Source organism: Microvirga splendida, assembly GCF_016427565.1.
GTDB classification, from domain to species: Bacteria; Pseudomonadota; Alphaproteobacteria; order Rhizobiales; family Beijerinckiaceae; genus Microvirga; species Microvirga splendida.
Map to the genome: position 1 here is coordinate 108,808 of NZ_JAELXT010000008.1, position 15,780 is coordinate 124,587.

A 15,780-nucleotide genomic window follows, 5' to 3' on the forward strand; every position below is an offset into this window, starting at 1 on the left:
CTCCCTCACCCGCGCCATCCGGAACATCGATCCGGATCGCAGAGCAGATTCCCCATGCCTCGACCCCTCGAACCCGTCAGCCAGGGCACGCGCGTCACGCTCGGCATTTCCTTCTTCGTGCTCTTCGTGGCGGCCTGGGCCTTTGCGACCCTGGGCGGTTTCGTGTCGCGCACCTTCCTGGCCGATCCCATCACCATGCTGCAGGACGGCTGGCTGCTGCTCACGCGCTTCGGCTTCCTGGGCGATATCGGCATCACCGTCTGGCGCGTCGTCGGCGGCTTCGTCATCGCAGCCGCCATCGCCGTGCCGCTCGGCATCCTGATGGGCGCCTACAAATCCTTCGAGGCGTTTCTCGAGCCCTTCGTGTCCTTCGCGCGCTACCTGCCCGCTTCCGCCTTCATCCCGTTGCTCATCCTCTGGGCCGGCATCGGCGAGATGCAGAAGCTGCTGGTCATCTTCATCGGCTCGGTCTTCCAGATCATCCTGATGGTGGCAGTGTCTGTGGGCAACACGCGCCGCGATCTCGTCGAGGCAGCCTATACGCTCGGCTCCTCAGACCAAGGCGTGGTGAAGCGCGTGCTCATCCCGGCCAATGCGCCGGAGATCGCCGAGATCCTGCGCCTCGTGCTCGGCTGGGCCTGGACCTACGTGATCGTCGCGGAACTCATCGGCTCCTCATCCGGCATCGGTCACATGATCATCGACAGCCAGGCGCTGCTTGCGACAGGCCAGATGATCTTCGGCATCATCGTCATCGGCATCATCGGCCTGATCTCCGACTTCCTGTTCAAGGCCGTCAACCGCTCGCTCTTCCCGTGGAGGCTCGCATGACCGGCACGATCCTCCAGATCGACAACGTCTCGCGCGTGTTTCCCGGCGTGCGCGGCGGCGCGCCCGTGCGGGCGCTCGAGCCCACGAGCCTGCAGGTGGCGCAGAACGACTTCATCACCATCCTCGGCCCCTCCGGCTGCGGAAAGTCGACGCTCCTGCGCATCGTGGCAGGCCTCGACCGCCCGACCGATGGGCGCGTGCTGCTCAACGGGCGCGAGATCAAGGGGCCCGGCGCCGACCGGGGCATGGTGTTCCAGTCCTACACCCTCTTCCCGTGGCTCACGATTGCCGAGAACATCGCCTACGGCCTGCGTGAGAAGGGCATACCGAAGGCGCAGCGCCAGGAGATCGTCGCCTCCTACACCGAGAAGGTGGGCTTGCGCGGTTTCGAGAACCACTACCCCAAGCAGCTCTCCGGCGGCATGCAGCAGCGCACCGCCATTGCCCGCGCGCTCGCCAACGATCCGGACATCCTGCTGCTGGACGAGCCCTTCGGGGCGCTGGACAACCAGACCCGCGGACTGATGCAGGAACTGCTGCTCGGCATCTGGGAGCGTGAGCGCAAGACCGTGCTCTTCGTCACTCACGACATCGAGGAAGCGATCTTCCTCGCCTCCCGCGTCATCGTCATGTCGGCCCGCCCCGGCCGCATCAAGGCCGACATCCCCGTCGACCTGCCGCATCCGCGACACTACCGGATGAAGACGACGCCGGAGTTCTCGGATCTGAAGGCGCAGTTGACGGAAGAAATCCGCGTCGAGGCCATGCAGGCGGAAGGCGTGCATTGACATCGCCCCCGATGTGCTTCCGCTTTCGGGATATCCCTTCCGGATGAATTGACCCGGTTCCCCGTTCAGGTGACGCTTCCTGTCTCTGAACGGGGAAGGCACGATGCTCAAGCGCCTGTTAGCCGGATCCATCTTCATCACGAGCATGTCTCCCGCCATGGCCGACATCCTGATCGATCAGGCGATGATCACGGGTGGGGAGTTGCGTGTCATTGGCCGATTGAGCAAGCCGCGCCAGACGTCGATCACGCTCGACGAGCAGCATCAGACGAAGACCGATGCCAACGGACGCTTCACCTTCCGTCTCGCCTATCATCCTGCAACCTGCATCGTGAGCATTCAGGCCGATGACGAGCAGCGCCAAGCGGTGATCGGCTTCTGCGGGCAACGAGCTCCGGTCGAGACCGCCAATGCCGCCGTCGTTGCTCCTACGGAGCCTGGGCCTGCCGGGCCGATGGGGCCTCAAGGCGAGCCCGGGCGCGACGGAGCGCCGGGTCCGCAAGGCCCCGCCGGACCCGAAGGGCCTCCGGGCCCTCAGGGCGTCGCCGGCATGCCTGGGCCGCAGGGTGAGCCCGGCCCGGTCGGCCCTCAGGGGCCTGCCGGACCGCCCGGGAACCCGGACGCGGTTGCGGGACTGCAGGGGCAGCCTGGCCCGATCGGACCTGAGGGACCGCCCGGACCTCCCGGACCCCAGGGCCCGCAAGGCCTGGCAGGACATCAGGGTCCCCAGGGGCCGCAGGGCACCCCCGGCCCGCGAGGAGAGCCGGGCCCGGCCGGCCCTGCGGGTTCCGTAGGCCCTCCGGGACCTGTTGGAACCGTAGGCCCGACAGGGCCAGCCGGTCCTCCCGGACCGCAGGGTGCTGCAGGTGAGATCGGTCCCATCGGACCTCCCGGCCCTATCGGCCCGATTGGTCCTGCTGGCCTGACAGGGCCTGTCGGACCGGCCGGTCCCGAGGGCAAGCCGGGACCGGAGGGCAAGCCTGGAATCGCAGGAACCATCCTGAGAGTCTTCGTGCAGGAATGCGCCTCGCAGGCTCGCTGCACGGCGCGGTGCGACGAGAACGAGTATCCGGTCAACGGCACCTGCAACCGCGGCGACCGCTTCGACATGGACGAAGCCGGCGTGTACTGCTTTTCCACGACCGAGAGCCCTCAAGGCATGATCGCCCGAGCGATCTGCGCCAGGAAGTAAGCACGCCGGATTCATCATGAAACGCGAGATCGGCACGACGCAGCCGAGGCCATGAAGCGTCACCGCGAGGCGGTTGACCCGGCAAGGATATAGCCCGAGAGCCGATCCGCACCGTCAAGGCCACGGGGCGTGAAACCTGTGGGATTTCAGAGGGGGGAGAGAAATGGTGCCCAGGGACGGAGTCGAACCGCCGACACTGCGATTTTCAGTCGCATGCTCTACCAACTGAGCTACCTGGGCATTCGATGCGCGGCAAGGCCGGGCGCGTCGTGGAGGGGTGTATAGTCAGACAAAGACCCTCTGTCCAGCGGGTCCGAGGAGAAAAATGCAGATGGGGGCGGATCACGTCTCCCGCCGGTCCTCGTCCGGGTCGTCGGGTTCGCTCTCGACAACCGGAATGGCGTAGCTGCCGGTGAGCCAGCGGTTCAGATCCACGTCGGCGCAGCGCCGGGAGCAGAACGGCCGATAGTTCGGCTCGGTGGGCTTGCCGCAGATCGGGCATTTTCCGGTCGAGGCCTGGGGCTTGTTCTCGTTGGCGGCGTTCATCCCTTGCCTCCTTTCCTTCACAAGCGGCTTAGAGCATAGGACCTAAAAGTGGACACCACTTTTCCGCACGATGCGCTAGGTGGCTGCTGGTTACGCCCGATGCAAGACCGGGCTGTGCTATGGAAAGCCGCGTCAGGCTGCGTCGAGCCAGGAGGAGCGGACGGGATAGCCCTCCCCGTCGAGAAGGGCGACGGCCTCGTAAAGCGGCAGGCCGACCACGTTCGTGTAGGAGCCGACGAGCTTGACCACGAAGGTGCCGGCAAGCCCCTGTATGGCATAGCCGCCGGCCTTGCCCCGCCACTCGCCGGAAGCGAGATAGCGCTCGAACTCGTCCCGCGACAGGCGCTTGAAGCGCACCCTCGTTTCCACGAAGCGTTCCCGGATCGTGTCCTTGGGGGTGATCATGCAGACGGAGGTGTAGACCCGGTGCTGGCGGCCCGAGAGCAGGCGCAGGCAGCCTGCCGCCTCGTCCTCCACCTCGGCCTTGGGCAGAACCCGCTTGCCGACCACCACCACGGTATCGGCCGAGAGCACATAGGAATTCGTCAGGTCCTCGCGGGTGCGGGCCACCCTGCGGGCCACCTCGGCCTTCGAGCGGGCCAGACGCTTGGCCAGTTCCTTGGCGCTCTCGTTCTTCAGGGGCGTCTCGTCCACGTCGGCGGGAAGGAGCGCATCGGGCTCGATCCCCGCCTGCTGCAGGAGAGCGAGCCTGCGGGGCGAGGCGGAGGCGAGAACGAGCTTCGGTCGCGCGCTGGGATTCGACACCTCGGAAGACGACGCCACTTTTCTCTCCACGCTCCGGGATTTCACTAAGGCTAGGCTAGATCCGGTGACAACATGGCACCAGGGGACGATGAATCAAGCCGCGGGGGGCTCCTGCTCCGAGCTCGCCGGCTGGGGCTGCGCCGCCTGCGCGGCATGGGCGCGGTCGAGCTGGCGGTAGCGCATGACGCTCAGCGGAATGGACGCCAGGAACAGCACCGTGATGGCGGTCAGCATCTCCCAGGGGAAGTTCGCCAGGAGGCCGAAGAGCGCCGCCGACAGGACGAAGATCGGCAGAACCCAATGGCGCGGCACCTTCAACCCGATGGTCTTGCCCGAATAGACCGGGATGGTGGACACCATCAGGAAGGCCAAGCCCAGCAGGTAGACCAGCGCGATCGGAGCGGCAGCGGCCCCCATCGGAACGCCGAGGAACGACAGGTAGAGGGGCAGCATCGAGGTCAGCGCGCCGGCTGGCGCCGGCATGCCGGTGAAGAAGTTCTTCTTCCACTCGGGCCGGTGGGGATCGTCCAGCATCACGTTGAAGCGGGCGAGACGCAGGACCATGGCGATGGCGAAGACCAGCACCGCGATCCACCCGACCGCCTTCAGCTCGTTCAGCAGGAAGCTGTAGAGGATAAGAGCCGGGGTCACGCCGAAATTGACGAAGTCAGCGAGCGAATCGAGCTCCGCGCCGAACCGGGACGTGCCCTTGAGCATGCGCGCCACCCGGCCATCGACCCCGTCCAGGAAGGCCGCCACCACGATGGCCACCACCGCGGGCTCGTAGCGCCCCTCGAAAGCCAGCCTGATCGCCGTGAGCCCCAGACACAGGGCGATCAGGGTGATGATGTTCGGGATGAGGACGCGCACCGGAACCGGCTTGAAGAGGCGCCGGCGCGGCTCGTTCGGGTCGGGGGCGAAGGGGGGAAAAAGATCGCTCATGGCATCACATCTAGGGGGTGCCAGCTTAACCGGCAACCGACTCCGGAGGTGTTTCCCCCGTCATGGCAACACCTCCGGCCCCTGAGGGACCTTATTTTCCGGTCTCGAGGCAGAGCCCGGGAGCCGGGACAGGCCCTACCCGACGCGGTACTCCCGGGCAGGCTCGTTGGCGGTCAGGTCCGCAAGCACCGTCTCGCCCGCGACGGCCGTCTGGCCGAGGCCGACGAGAACCTGGGCGTTGAGCGGCACGAAGATGTCGAGGCGGGAGCCGAAACGGATCAGGCCGAAGCGCTCGCCGGTGCTCAGGTGGTTGCCCACCTTGACGAAGGACACGATGCGGCGCGCCACGAGGCCGGCGATCTGCACCACGCCGATCTTGGCGTGCGCCGTCTCGATGACGAGGGCATTGCGCTCGTTGTCCTCGCTCGCCTTGTCGAGTTCGGCGTTGAGGAACAGGCCCGGCGTGTAGAGAATCTGGGTGATCCGCCCCGCGACCGGCGAGCGGTTCACGTGGCAGTCGAACACGTTCATGAACACCGAGATGCGGGTCATGGGTTCGGGCGGCAGGTCGAGCTCCGCCGGCGGCACTGCGGTGGTGATGAGGTTCACCCGGCCGTCGGCGGGGGAGACCACGAGGCCTTCCCGGACGGGCGTCACCCGCGGCGGATCGCGGAAGAAGTAGCACACCCACACGGTCAGAATGGTGCCGATCCAGCCCAGCGGCGACCAGAGCCAGGCCAGAACGATCGTCGCGAACAGCGCGATCAGGATGAAGGGATAGCCCTCCTTGTGGATCGGCACGAAGATGCGGCGCATCGATTCCAGAACGTCGGTCATTTTTTCAAAGCCTCAGAGCGCCAGCGCATCGTGCGGAAAAGTGGTTTCGGTTTTCCGCGCTCAACGATGCGCTAGTTAAGAATGAGCATCGGATGGATCCCAAAAATGCAAATCCACTTTTGGGTCCGATGCTTTAGTCGGGATGGCAGGCGGAACCGCTTCTTGTCAACCTGCCACGCTCTCGCGGCTGCGTTCCTCCTCCTGGGCCCGCTTGAGGGCTTCGCGGGCCTGATCGGCCTCCCGCTGGCGGTTCCACATGGCGGCGTAGACCCCGCCCTGGGCCAGCAGGCTCCCATGGTTTCCGCGCTCGACCACCCGGCCCTGGTCGAGGACGATGATCTCGTCGGCCCCGATGACCGTGGACAGACGGTGGGCGATCACCAGGGTCGTGCGGCCGCGGCTGACTCGGTCGAGGGCATCCTGGATCTCCTTCTCGGTGAAGGTGTCGAGGGCCGAGGTCGCCTCGTCGAGAACCAGGATCGGCGGGGCTTTCAGGATCGTGCGGGCAATCGCCACGCGCTGCTTCTCGCCGCCTGAGAGCTTGAGGCCGCGCTCGCCCACGGGCGTGTCGTACCCCTCCGGCAGAAGACCGATGAAGCGGTCGATCTGCGCAAGGCGAGCCGCCTCCTTCACCTCCTCGGGGGTCGCGTCCCAGCGGCCGTACTGGATGTTGTAGCCGATGGTGTCGTTGAACAGCACGGTATCCTGCGGGACCATGCCGATGACCTTGCGCAATGACCCCTGCTGCACCTCGGCGATGTTCTGCCCGTCGATGAGGATGCGGCCGCTATTAGGCTCGTAGAAGCGGAACAGCAGGCGCGAGATGGTGGACTTGCCCGCGCCCGAGGGACCCACGATGGCCACCGTGTGCCCGGCCGGCACCTCGAAGCTGACGCCCTTCAGGATCGGCCGCTCCGGGTTATAGGCGAAATGCACATCCTCGAAGCGCACGACCGCCTGCTCGACCTGGAGGGGCCTGGCGCCCGGCTTGTCCTGGATCTCGGGGTTGCGGTCGATGATCTCGAACATGTCGTCGATGTCGATCAGCGCCTGCTTGATCTCGCGGTAGAGCATGCCCATGAAGTTCAGCGGGATGTAGAGCTGCACCAGCATGGCGTTGACGAGCACGAAGCTGCCGATGGAGGCATTGCCCGCCATGATGTCCCGTGCGGCCAGCACCATGACGACGGCCATGCCGATGGAGAAGATCACCGCCTGGCCGGCGTTGAGCACGGCGAGCGAGGTATAGGTCTGGGTCGAGGCCTTCTCAAAGCGCTCCATGGAGCGGTCGTAGCGGGCGGTCTCCCGCTGCTCGGCGCCGAAATACTTCACCGTCTCGTAGTTCAGGAGCGAGTCGACCGCCTTGGTGTTGGCGTCCGTATCGGAGTCGTTCATCTGCTTGCGGATCGTGATCCGCCACTGGGTCGCCTTGTAGGTATAGGCGAGATAGACGACGACCATGACGAAGACGACGGCCGAATAGACCCAGTTGAACTCCCATGCGAGGAGGCCCAGCACGAAGACGAACTCGAGGATCGTCGGCAGGAGCGTCAGCACCACCAGGCGCGACAGCTCCTCGATGCCCTCGCGGCCGCGCTCGAGCACGCGGGTCAGGCCGCCGGTCTTGCGCTCCAGGTGAAAGCGCAGGGACAGTCGGTGCATGTGCTCGAAGGTCTGCAGGGCGAGCTGTCTGACCGCATGCATCGCCACCTTGGCGAAGACGCCGTCGCGGACCTGCGTCAGCACCGCCATGATGATGCGGGTGAGGCCGTAGATCGCCGTGAGCAGGATCGGCGCCTTCCAGATCCAGGACCCGGCCGTTGCGGCGACCTCGGTCGCTTGGTTGCCGCTGCTCGTGACGGCCACGAGCGCGTCCGTCGCCCATTTGAAGGCAAAGGGCGTGACCATCGTGACGCCCTTGGCGACCAGAAGCAGGGCAAAGGCCAGGAAGACCCGCCGCTGAAGGTCCGGGCGGCCGTGGGGCCAGATGTAGGGCCAGAGCTTCTTCCAGGTGGGGGCCAGGCCGCTCGGCTCGGGCCGGGCTGCGCCAGTCGTCGGGACGGCGGTGGAGGGAGGCATCGGTGAGGTCCAATCGAAAGCTTGGACCCCGATATAAGCCATCGTCAGGGTGAATTCACCCTGCCCCAGGAAATGTCCTGTGCAGCCTCCTCGGGAGCGGAATCAGTTGCTCCTGGGCTCCTGATCGCCGGGCAGGACGAAGACCTGTCCCGGGTAGATCAGGTCCGGATTGCGGATCTGCTCCTGGTTCGCGCCATAGATCACGGTGTAGCGCAGGCCCTTGCCGTAGACCCGCTGGCTGATGCGCCACAGATTGTCGCCGCGGGATACGATGGCCGTGTTGATGTTGGGGATCACGATCGTGCCGGCATCGGCCAGCTGCCCCTGCGGCAGAGCCGAAGCCACCTCGCGCGATGCCTGCGGCTGGGAGGATGCCGGGGAGCCGGATGTGCGCTGCTGACCCGGCGCAGGAGCCTGGGGCTGAGCGGAGGCCACCTGGGCGGGCACGTTGAAGCCGACCTCGGCCCTCGACCTGACCTGACCGGAGACCGGATCCACGTCATCCAGGCGGATGCGATAGTCGCCGGGCTTCACGCCGCTGGCGATGGAGAAGGACACCCGGCCGTCGCCTCCGGCTCCTCCGGGAGCGATGAAGCTCTCATTGAGGTAGAGCCGGATGGTGGCTCCCGGCGAGGATTGTCCGGACACATAGAGCTTGCCCTCCTCCGCCTCGACCGTGACGATCTTGATCTCGGGCCGGGGTGAGGGCGTGGCGGACGGCGCGCCCGCAGCGGCAGCGGCGGGAGGAGCAGCCGGCGGCGGCGGGGAGACGGTCGGGGCGGCGCCGGCCTGCTGCTGGGGCGCAGGGGGAGCGGCTGGCTCGGCCTCGGACTTCGGCGCCTCGGCCACCTTGGTCTCCGGCGGCTCCGGATTCGACAGGACCACCGTGGGTTTGTCCGGGGATGTCAGCGTCACGAGGGGTCGGGTCTTCCCGTCCGTGATGACGACCGTCACGGCCTGCGCGGAGCGCTGGCGCGTTCCGTCCGGCGCAATGGATTGCAGCACCACCTGGTGGGACCCGGGCGGCAGGGGCGGCGGCACAATGGCGAAGAGCCCGGAGGCGTCGGCCGCCGCGCGGGCATGAACCTGATCGCCCCTGAGAAGCTCGATGGTGGCCCCTGGGGCCGCGCGACCGGCAATGACGCTCTCCCCGTCCGGCTCGACGCGCACGACATCGAAGGAAGGAACGATGGGGGCGTCCTTGGGCTGCGCGGCAGCGGGAGTTTCGCTCGCGGCAGGTGGTTTGGCGGCGGCCAGCTGCTGGCCGGGCGAAGACTGGGCCTGGGGAGCGACGGGCTGGGCCGTCTGGGCGGACGATCCGGCCTGCGGGGCTGCAGGCTTTCCGGACCAGGACCAGTAAAGCACGCCGAGGAGCACCGCGACGACGGCTGCTGCTGCAGCGCCGAGAAGCGCGATGGTGCCCTTTAACTCTTTCGGATGCGCCATGATGCTTTTTCTCAAACGCGGCACTTTCCGCCATTTAAACCGTTTATCTTTCAAAAGGCTACGGCCATAAAGGACAAAATATGCTCTACGACTCAGCCAGGGAGGCTCCCCGCCTCCCCGAAATGCCCATGTCATCTGTCAAACCGATCAAATCCATTTGTGTTTATTGCGGCTCCGGCTTCGGAGACGACCCTGTTTTTGCCGAGAATGCTTTGGCTTTGGGCCGCCTCATGGCCGAACAGGGGATCAACCTGGTCTATGGCGGCGGCAATGTGGGCCTCATGGGCACCGTGGCCCAGTCGGTCCTCGACCATGGCGGTTATGTCACAGGGATCATTCCGGAATTCCTGAAATCCCGCGAGAAGCTTCTGGACGACGTGCAGGAAACCCTCGTCGTGCCGGACATGCACACCCGCAAGCGGCTGATGTTCGAAAAGGCCGACGCCTTCGTGGCCATGCCCGGCGGCATCGGCACCCTGGAGGAACTCGTCGAGCAGATGACCTGGTCACAGCTCGGGCGCCATACCAAGCCGATCCTGATGCTGAGCACCAAGGGCTTCTGGAAGCCCCTGCTCACCCTGATTGCCCACATGCGCGAGCAGGGCTTCATCCGTCCCGGGCTGGAGCTCAACTATCTCGTGGCGGAGCGTGTCGAGGAGGTGATCCCAATGCTGGAAGCCTCCGCCCGCCGGGTCGGGATCGTCAGCAACGAAGAGGCGATCGAGAGCCGCTTTTAAAAACGTTGATTATCCTGCGCGGGACAACACAAGCCCGCCCAGGATCATGCCCGCCGCCAGGAGCCGCTGCCAGGTGATCGCCTGCACGGGAAGGCCGAAGGCTCCGACAGCGTCCAATACCAGGGCTGCAGCGACCTGCCCGAAGATCAGGGCCGCCACGGTGCTGACCACGCCGAGCTGCGGCACGCCCCAGATCACGACGGCGACGTAGAACGCGCCCAAAAGCCCTCCGAGCCAGGACCACCAGGGAGCCGCGGCCATGGCGCTGCCCGATGGCCATGCGCCGCGGACCGCGCTGAGCACGGCCAGAACAACGAAGCCGATCCCGAATGAGATGCAAGCCGCCAGCACGGGATCGCTGAGGGATTTCGCGAGCGCTGCATTGATGGGCGCCTGGGCCGCCAGGAATACGCCGCCGACGAGGATTCCTAGGAGCGGGAGCAGGATGGAGATGTTCATGGGAGCCTCAGAAGAAGCATAGGCTTGAATTGGCAGGTCGTGCACGCACAGACCTCATCCTGAGGAGCAGACAAAGTCTGCGTCTCGAAGGATCTCCAGTGCCCTCTGGAATCTGCTTCGAAACGGTCGCTTAGGCGACCTCCTCAGGATGAGGTCGAGTTTACGAAAACGGCTAAAGCGCCGCCCCACCCTTCAACAGTTTGTAGATTATCGAATCCGTCAGCGCCTGGAACGAGGCATCGATGATGTTCGGCGAGACGCCGATGGTGGTCCAGCGCTCGCCCGTGCCGTCGGCGAACTCGATCAGCACCCGCGTGACGGCGTCCGATCCGCCCTGATAGATGCGGACCTTGTAGTCGACGAGTTCCAGGTCCTGGATCAGGTGCTGGTACTTGCCGAGATCCTTGCGGAGCGCAACGTCGAGCGCGTTCACCGGACCGTTGCCCTCGGCCGCCGAGATCAGCACCTCGTCGCCGACGCGCACCTTCACGATGGCCTCGGATGCGGTGACGAGTTCGCCGACCGCGTTGAAGCGGCGCTCCACATTGACGGAGAAACGCTCCACATCGAAGAAGGCCGGCACCTCGCCGAGCATGCGCTTGACCAACACGTAGAAGGATGCGTCCGCGCCCTCGAAGGCGAAGCCCTCCGACTCCTTGCGCTTCACCTCGTCGAGCACGCGGGCGATGCGCGGATCGCCCTTCTGCAGCTCGATTCCGCAGCGCTTGAGCTCCGCCAGGATGTTCGACTGGCCGCCCTGATCCGACACCAGAACCTTGCGCGCATTGCCAACGACTTCCGGCTCGACGTGTTCATAGGTGCGCGGATCCTTGAGCACCGCGGAGGCATGAATGCCGGCCTTCGTGGCGAAGGCGCTGGAGCCCACGAAAGGCGCATGACGGTTGGGCTGCCGGTTGAGGATCTCGTCCACCTGCCGCGATACATGGGTGAGCTGGCCCAATGTCTCGTCGGTGACGCCGAGATCGAAGCGGGCGGCATAGCCGTCCTTGAGCTTCAGGGCGCCGATGAGCGTGATGAGATTGGCGTTGCCGCAGCGCTCGCCGAGGCCGTTGAGCGTGCCCTGAATCTGGCGCGCACCCGCCTCGACAGCCGCGAGGGAGTTGGCGACCGCGCAGCCGCAATCGTCGTGTGCATGAATGCCGAGATGCGCGCCCGGCACCGTCTTCGTGACCGTGGAGACGATCTGCGTCACCTCGTGAGGCAGCGTGCCGCCATTGGTGTCGCACAGCACGATCCAGCGCGCCCCCGCCTCATAGGCCGTCTTCACGCAAGACAGCGCGTAATCGGGATTGGCCTTGTAGCCGTCGAAGAAATGCTCGCAATCGACGAGCACCTCGCGGTCCCTGGCGCGGGCCGCCTCGACGCTCTCGTGGATTCCGGCGAGGTTTTCCTCCGGGGTCGTCTCCAGCGCCACGCGCACATGATAGTCCCAGGACTTGGCGACGAAGCAGATGGCGTCGGCCTCGGCTTCCAGCAGGGCCGCGACGCCCGGATCGTTCGACACCGAGCGCCCTGCCCGCTTCGTCATGCCGAAGGCCGTGAACTTGGCGTTCTTCGTGCGCTTCCCAGCAAAAAAGGCGGTATCCAGGGGGTTCGCCCCCGGATAGCCGCCTTCCACATAATCGATGCCAAGCCGGTCGAGGAGCGTGGCGATCGCCTTCTTGTCCTCGAGCGAGAAATCGACCCCCGTCGTCTGCGCCCCGTCGCGCAGGGTGGTGTCGAAGAGATAGACGCGTTCTCGACTCATGACGACAACTTCCTGTCTTCGGGCGGCGCCAGCCGTTTTTCCATGGTGGTGGTGCCGAGCCATTCATCGCCCAGTGGCATCGTGTTGCGGCGCTGCGGCTGAAACCCGTGCTTCTGGAAGAAGGGCTGCGCATTGTCGCTCACCTCGGCGACAATGCGCGAGGCGCCGCGTGCGGTGGCGAGCTTCTCAACCGCATCGTAGAGCATCGTGCCGATGCCCTGCCCTGCCACGGCCGGATGCACATGGAACAGCTCGATCAGCTCGTTGTCTTTCAGCGCAATGAAGCCGACGGGCGAGCCCTCGACGGTGGCCACCAGCGTGAGGCTTTTGTTAAGCTTCTCGGCGAAGGCATCATCCTCGGCGAGAGCCATCCAGGCCTCCTGCTGGCTCTCGCTGTAATCCTCGCCGGTCAGCTCCGCGATGCTCTCCTCGTAGATGTCGACGAGCACCTGCAGGTCGGCGGGCAGGAAGGGACGGAGCCCCGGTTTCGGCAAGGCCTGTCCCATCAGCGTGCCCTTCCCTTGCTGTTCCACTTTCCTCCAGCCTCATCCTGAGGAGCAGACGCAGTCTGCGTCTCGAAGGAGGATCCAGCGCGCACTGGAAGCTCCTTCGAGACGGCGCTGCGCGCCTCCTCAGGATGAGGGCAGAGGAAGGCAAAGCCGGTGTCCTGGACAGCTGTGAGGCTCATCGCGCCACCTCCCAGGTGGTGGTGCCGTCCTTGTTGTCCTTCACCACGACGTTCAAGGCCGCGAGTTCGTCGCGGATGCGGTCGGATTCGGCCCAGTTCTTCGACGCACGCGCTTCCTTGCGGGCGGCAATCAACGACTCGACCTGCGCGGGATCGACGCTCAAGGCCAACTGCTTGCGCGCCTTCCAGGCCTCTGCCCCTTCGAGCAGGAAGCCGAGCGCACGAAGGTTCGCGCCGAGTTCATCGTGAGCCCCCTGCCCGTCGAGGGCATGAAGCTCCGCCAGCATCTTCGGCGTATTGAGGTCGTCCGCCAGCGCATCGAGGATCTGGTCCGAGAGGAAAGCCGCCTCTCCGCTGCCCGCCAGTTCGTACCAGCGGTCGAGGGTCTTCTCGCTTTCCTCAAGGCCCTTTGTCGTCCAGTCGATGGGCTGGCGGTAATGGGTGCGCAGCATATTGAAGCGCAGCACCTCGCCGGGCCAGTCCTGCAGCAGCTCGTTGATGGTGAAGAAGTTGTCGAGCGACTTCGACATCTTCTCGCCTTCCACCTGCAGGAAGCCGTTGTGCATCCACACATTGGCCATGCGCGGCGTCTCGAAGGCGCAGCAGGACTGCGCGATCTCGTTCTCGTGGTGCGGGAAGACGAGATCGATGCCGCCGCCGTGGATGTCGAAGATCTCGCGCTCCGTCGGGTCGGCGCAGGTGAGCCTGGTCTCGAAAGCCTGGATCAGGTGCCGCCACGCCATGGCCGAGCACTCGATGTGCCAGCCAGGACGGCCGGGCGTCGCGATGCCGGCCGGGGACGGCCACGCCGGGTCCTGCGGGCCCGAAGGCTTCCAGAGCACGAAATCCATCGCGTCGCGCTTGTAGGGCGCCACGTCCACGCGGGCGCCGGAGAGCAGCTCGTCGAGGGAGCGCTTGGAGAAGGCGCCGTATTTCGGCACGCCGTTCAGGTTCTGCATGGCCGCGACCGAGAACAGCACGTGCTCCTCGGCCACATAGGCCGCCCCACGGGCGATGAGGCGCTCGATGATCATGCGCATCTCGTCGATGTGCTCGGTCGCCCTGGGCTCGACGAAGCGCGGGGGCTTGCCCGCCTCGTTCACGTCCTCGGGCATGAGCACGCCGAGCGCCCGGATGTCGGCGTGGAACTGCTCCTCGGTCTTGCCCGTCACGACCCGGATGGCCTCGTTATGGGGCAGATCCGGGTAATCCCGGGCCGCCCGGGCGTTAATCTTGTCGTCCACATCGGTGATATTGCGCACATACGTCACGGCTTGCCTGCCGTACACATGTCTCAACAGACGGAAGAGAAGGTCGAAGACGATGATCGGGCGGGCGTTGCCGATGTGGGCGTAGTCGTAAACGGTGGGTCCGCAGACGTAGAGGCGCACGTTCTCAGGGTCGATCGGGACGAACTCGTCCTTCGACCGGGTCAGCGTGTTGTAGAGGCGAAGCTTGGCCGCCATGAAACCATACCCCTGTCAGGCCGCAGGCCGGAGGGTGGTTTCGATCTTGGAATGAGAACGAGACGGCTCCAGCCAGCGAAGTGCGCTAGCCGCAAATAATCCCGGAAATGAGGATCGTTGCCGTGTTCATGAAGCCATCAATGCCTTTTCAGGCTGAAGTCGTCAAGATTTCCGATTCGGTAATCATGTTGAATTTGCACGGCCGCATGAAACGGGTTCTGCCCGTGCGCGTTAGAGCTTTGTTCACGCACACTCGTGACATAATGGCACGAGTTCAACCAATGAGGTCTTCGATGCGCCGCGCATTTGCCATGCTCGGAATGGGTACTGCCGTGTTTTTTGCAGCCGCGTCCCTGACGCTGCTCCCCAATGGTACCCAGGCCTCTTCGTCTGAGGCGACCTTCATGGTCCCTGCCGCCGACGGCTATGGCGTCGCGGAGTGCCTCATAACAAACCAAGCTTGTGGCCAAGTTGTGGCAAACGCCTGGTGCGAGGCTCACGGATACGCCAAGGCCGTTTCCTTCCGGCAGATGGCGCCCCACGAGACCACGGGAACGATCCAGAAGGCCTCCTTCGTCCCCAAGGAGCCGCCGGTCTCCGTCACCTGCTCGAACTGAGATCTGACCTAAGGTCATGCGTTAGGGAGCCGGCTTTCGGCTCCCTTTTTTGCGCCCTACCCGTTCAGCCACTCCCCGCATTTGGGCGGCACCTCGGTACCCCAGGGCATCAGGGGCACGGTCGAGGTGGAGTTCTTGGGCGAGCCCTCGATGGGCCGGTCCGAATAGACCATGTAGACCAGGGTGTTTCGCTTCACGTCGCAGCCGCGCACGATCTGCATCTTCTTGAAGATCAAGGAGCGGCGCTCGCTGAACACCACGTCGCCCTGGCCGAATTTCTGCTTGAACTTCACCGGCCCGACCTGCCGGCACGCCAGCGAGATGTCGGACACCTCCTCAGCCACGCCGAAGGTGCCGGCGATGCCGCCGCGTTCCGGGGTCGTGTAGTGGCAGGCCACGCCCTCGACCACCGGATCGTCGAGCCCGTACACGGCGAGCTTGTCGTCCGGGGTGAGCGCCCGCCAGACCGTGGACTTCTTGAAGATCAGGTCGGGCTCCTGCGCCGCGGCACCGGTGGCGGCAGCCAGGGTGAGGGTCAGGGCCAAGGCGATTCGTGCAAGCATCTTCGGTTTCATCTCCCACCGTTACGCTGTCATGTGGGGATGGCCGGGGCTTTTGG

At 65.3% G+C, this 15,780-nt stretch carries 16 protein-coding genes and 1 tRNA gene; 5 read left to right on the forward strand and 12 right to left on the reverse strand.

Annotation, left to right across the window (positions count from 1 at the left end; all coding sequences use genetic code 11):
- Positions 1-54 precede the first annotated feature (54 nt).
- The 3 genes from JAO75_RS10555 to JAO75_RS24825 all read left to right on the forward strand — a co-directional run bounded on the left by JAO75_RS10555 (position 55) and on the right by JAO75_RS24825 (position 2,811).
- Entirely contained in the window at positions 55-831 is a 777-nt protein-coding gene (locus JAO75_RS10555; protein ID WP_199048974.1) for an ABC transporter permease, read from the forward strand.
- The gene (locus JAO75_RS10560) at positions 828-1,619 is read left to right on the forward strand and encodes an ABC transporter ATP-binding protein (RefSeq protein WP_199048976.1); all 792 of its coding nucleotides are present in this window, start codon (positions 828-830) and stop codon (positions 1,617-1,619) included. Before JAO75_RS10555 ends, JAO75_RS10560 begins: the two co-directional genes overlap by 4 nt.
- 103 nt (positions 1,620-1,722) lie before the next feature.
- Positions 1,723-2,811 (forward strand): collagen-like domain-containing protein, encoded by a 1,089-nt coding sequence (locus JAO75_RS24825; RefSeq protein WP_246742449.1) that lies wholly within the window; start codon positions 1,723-1,725, stop codon positions 2,809-2,811.
- Positions 2,812-2,975: 164 nt separating this feature from the next.
- On the opposite strand, the gene JAO75_RS10570 is transcribed toward JAO75_RS24825, so the two are convergent.
- The 7 genes from JAO75_RS10570 to JAO75_RS10600 form a co-directional block, all read right to left on the reverse strand.
- A tRNA-Phe gene (locus JAO75_RS10570) sits at positions 2,976-3,051 on the reverse strand.
- A 102-nt stretch (positions 3,052-3,153) separates the two neighbouring features.
- On the reverse strand, positions 3,154-3,357 hold the full coding sequence (yacG, locus tag JAO75_RS10575; RefSeq protein WP_199048978.1) for a DNA gyrase inhibitor YacG: 204 nt from the start codon (positions 3,355-3,357) through the stop codon (positions 3,154-3,156).
- Between the two features lie 132 nt (positions 3,358-3,489).
- Positions 3,490-4,140 carry a Maf-like protein gene (locus JAO75_RS10580; protein WP_199048980.1) on the reverse strand — a complete coding sequence of 217 codons (651 nt, stop codon included), beginning with the start codon at positions 4,138-4,140 and terminating at the stop codon, positions 3,490-3,492.
- A 75-nt stretch (positions 4,141-4,215) separates the two neighbouring features.
- Positions 4,216-5,064, reverse strand: a complete 849-nt coding sequence (locus tag JAO75_RS10585; RefSeq protein ID WP_199048982.1) for a CDP-alcohol phosphatidyltransferase family protein — start codon at positions 5,062-5,064, stop codon at positions 4,216-4,218.
- Positions 5,065-5,199: 135 nt separating this feature from the next.
- Positions 5,200-5,901: a phosphatidylserine decarboxylase gene (locus JAO75_RS10590; protein WP_199048984.1), complete on the reverse strand. Its 702-nt coding sequence runs from the start codon at positions 5,899-5,901 to the stop codon at positions 5,200-5,202.
- A gap of 165 nt (positions 5,902-6,066) precedes the next feature.
- Entirely contained in the window at positions 6,067-7,980 is a 1,914-nt protein-coding gene (locus JAO75_RS10595) for an ABCB family ABC transporter ATP-binding protein/permease (protein ID WP_199048986.1), read from the reverse strand.
- A 102-nt stretch (positions 7,981-8,082) separates the two neighbouring features.
- Positions 8,083-9,426, reverse strand: coding sequence for a LysM peptidoglycan-binding domain-containing protein (locus JAO75_RS10600; RefSeq protein WP_199048988.1), 1,344 nt, complete (start codon positions 9,424-9,426; stop codon positions 8,083-8,085).
- 128 nt (positions 9,427-9,554) lie between these two features.
- Here JAO75_RS10600 and JAO75_RS10605 point away from each other — a divergent pair, with 128 nt between their 5' ends.
- The gene (locus tag JAO75_RS10605) at positions 9,555-10,163 is read left to right on the forward strand and encodes an LOG family protein (RefSeq protein WP_199048990.1); all 609 of its coding nucleotides are present in this window, start codon (positions 9,555-9,557) and stop codon (positions 10,161-10,163) included.
- 9 nt (positions 10,164-10,172) lie between these two features.
- On the opposite strand, the gene JAO75_RS10610 is transcribed toward JAO75_RS10605, so the two are convergent.
- The 4 genes from JAO75_RS10610 to cysS form a co-directional block, all read right to left on the reverse strand.
- Positions 10,173-10,622 carry a DMT family transporter gene (locus JAO75_RS10610; RefSeq protein WP_199048992.1) on the reverse strand — a complete coding sequence of 150 codons (450 nt, stop codon included), beginning with the start codon at positions 10,620-10,622 and terminating at the stop codon, positions 10,173-10,175.
- A 172-nt stretch (positions 10,623-10,794) separates the two neighbouring features.
- Positions 10,795-12,390 (reverse strand): citramalate synthase, encoded by a 1,596-nt coding sequence (cimA, locus tag JAO75_RS10615; RefSeq protein WP_199048994.1) that lies wholly within the window; start codon positions 12,388-12,390, stop codon positions 10,795-10,797.
- Entirely contained in the window at positions 12,387-12,896 is a 510-nt protein-coding gene (locus tag JAO75_RS10620; RefSeq protein ID WP_199049107.1) for a GNAT family N-acetyltransferase, read from the reverse strand. The genes cimA and JAO75_RS10620 overlap by 4 nt, the downstream gene beginning before the upstream one ends.
- 178 nt (positions 12,897-13,074) lie before the next feature.
- Entirely contained in the window at positions 13,075-14,544 is a 1,470-nt protein-coding gene (cysS, locus tag JAO75_RS10625; protein ID WP_199048996.1) for a cysteine--tRNA ligase, read from the reverse strand.
- Between the two features lie 293 nt (positions 14,545-14,837).
- Here cysS and JAO75_RS10630 point away from each other — a divergent pair, with 293 nt between their 5' ends.
- Positions 14,838-15,161 carry a hypothetical protein gene (locus JAO75_RS10630; RefSeq protein ID WP_199048999.1) on the forward strand — a complete coding sequence of 108 codons (324 nt, stop codon included), beginning with the start codon at positions 14,838-14,840 and terminating at the stop codon, positions 15,159-15,161.
- A 56-nt stretch (positions 15,162-15,217) separates the two neighbouring features.
- On the opposite strand, the gene JAO75_RS10635 is transcribed toward JAO75_RS10630, so the two are convergent.
- A complete protein-coding gene (locus tag JAO75_RS10635; protein WP_199049001.1) occupies positions 15,218-15,724 on the reverse strand; it encodes a CreA family protein in 507 nt (168 codons plus the stop codon).
- Positions 15,725-15,780 lie beyond the last annotated feature (56 nt).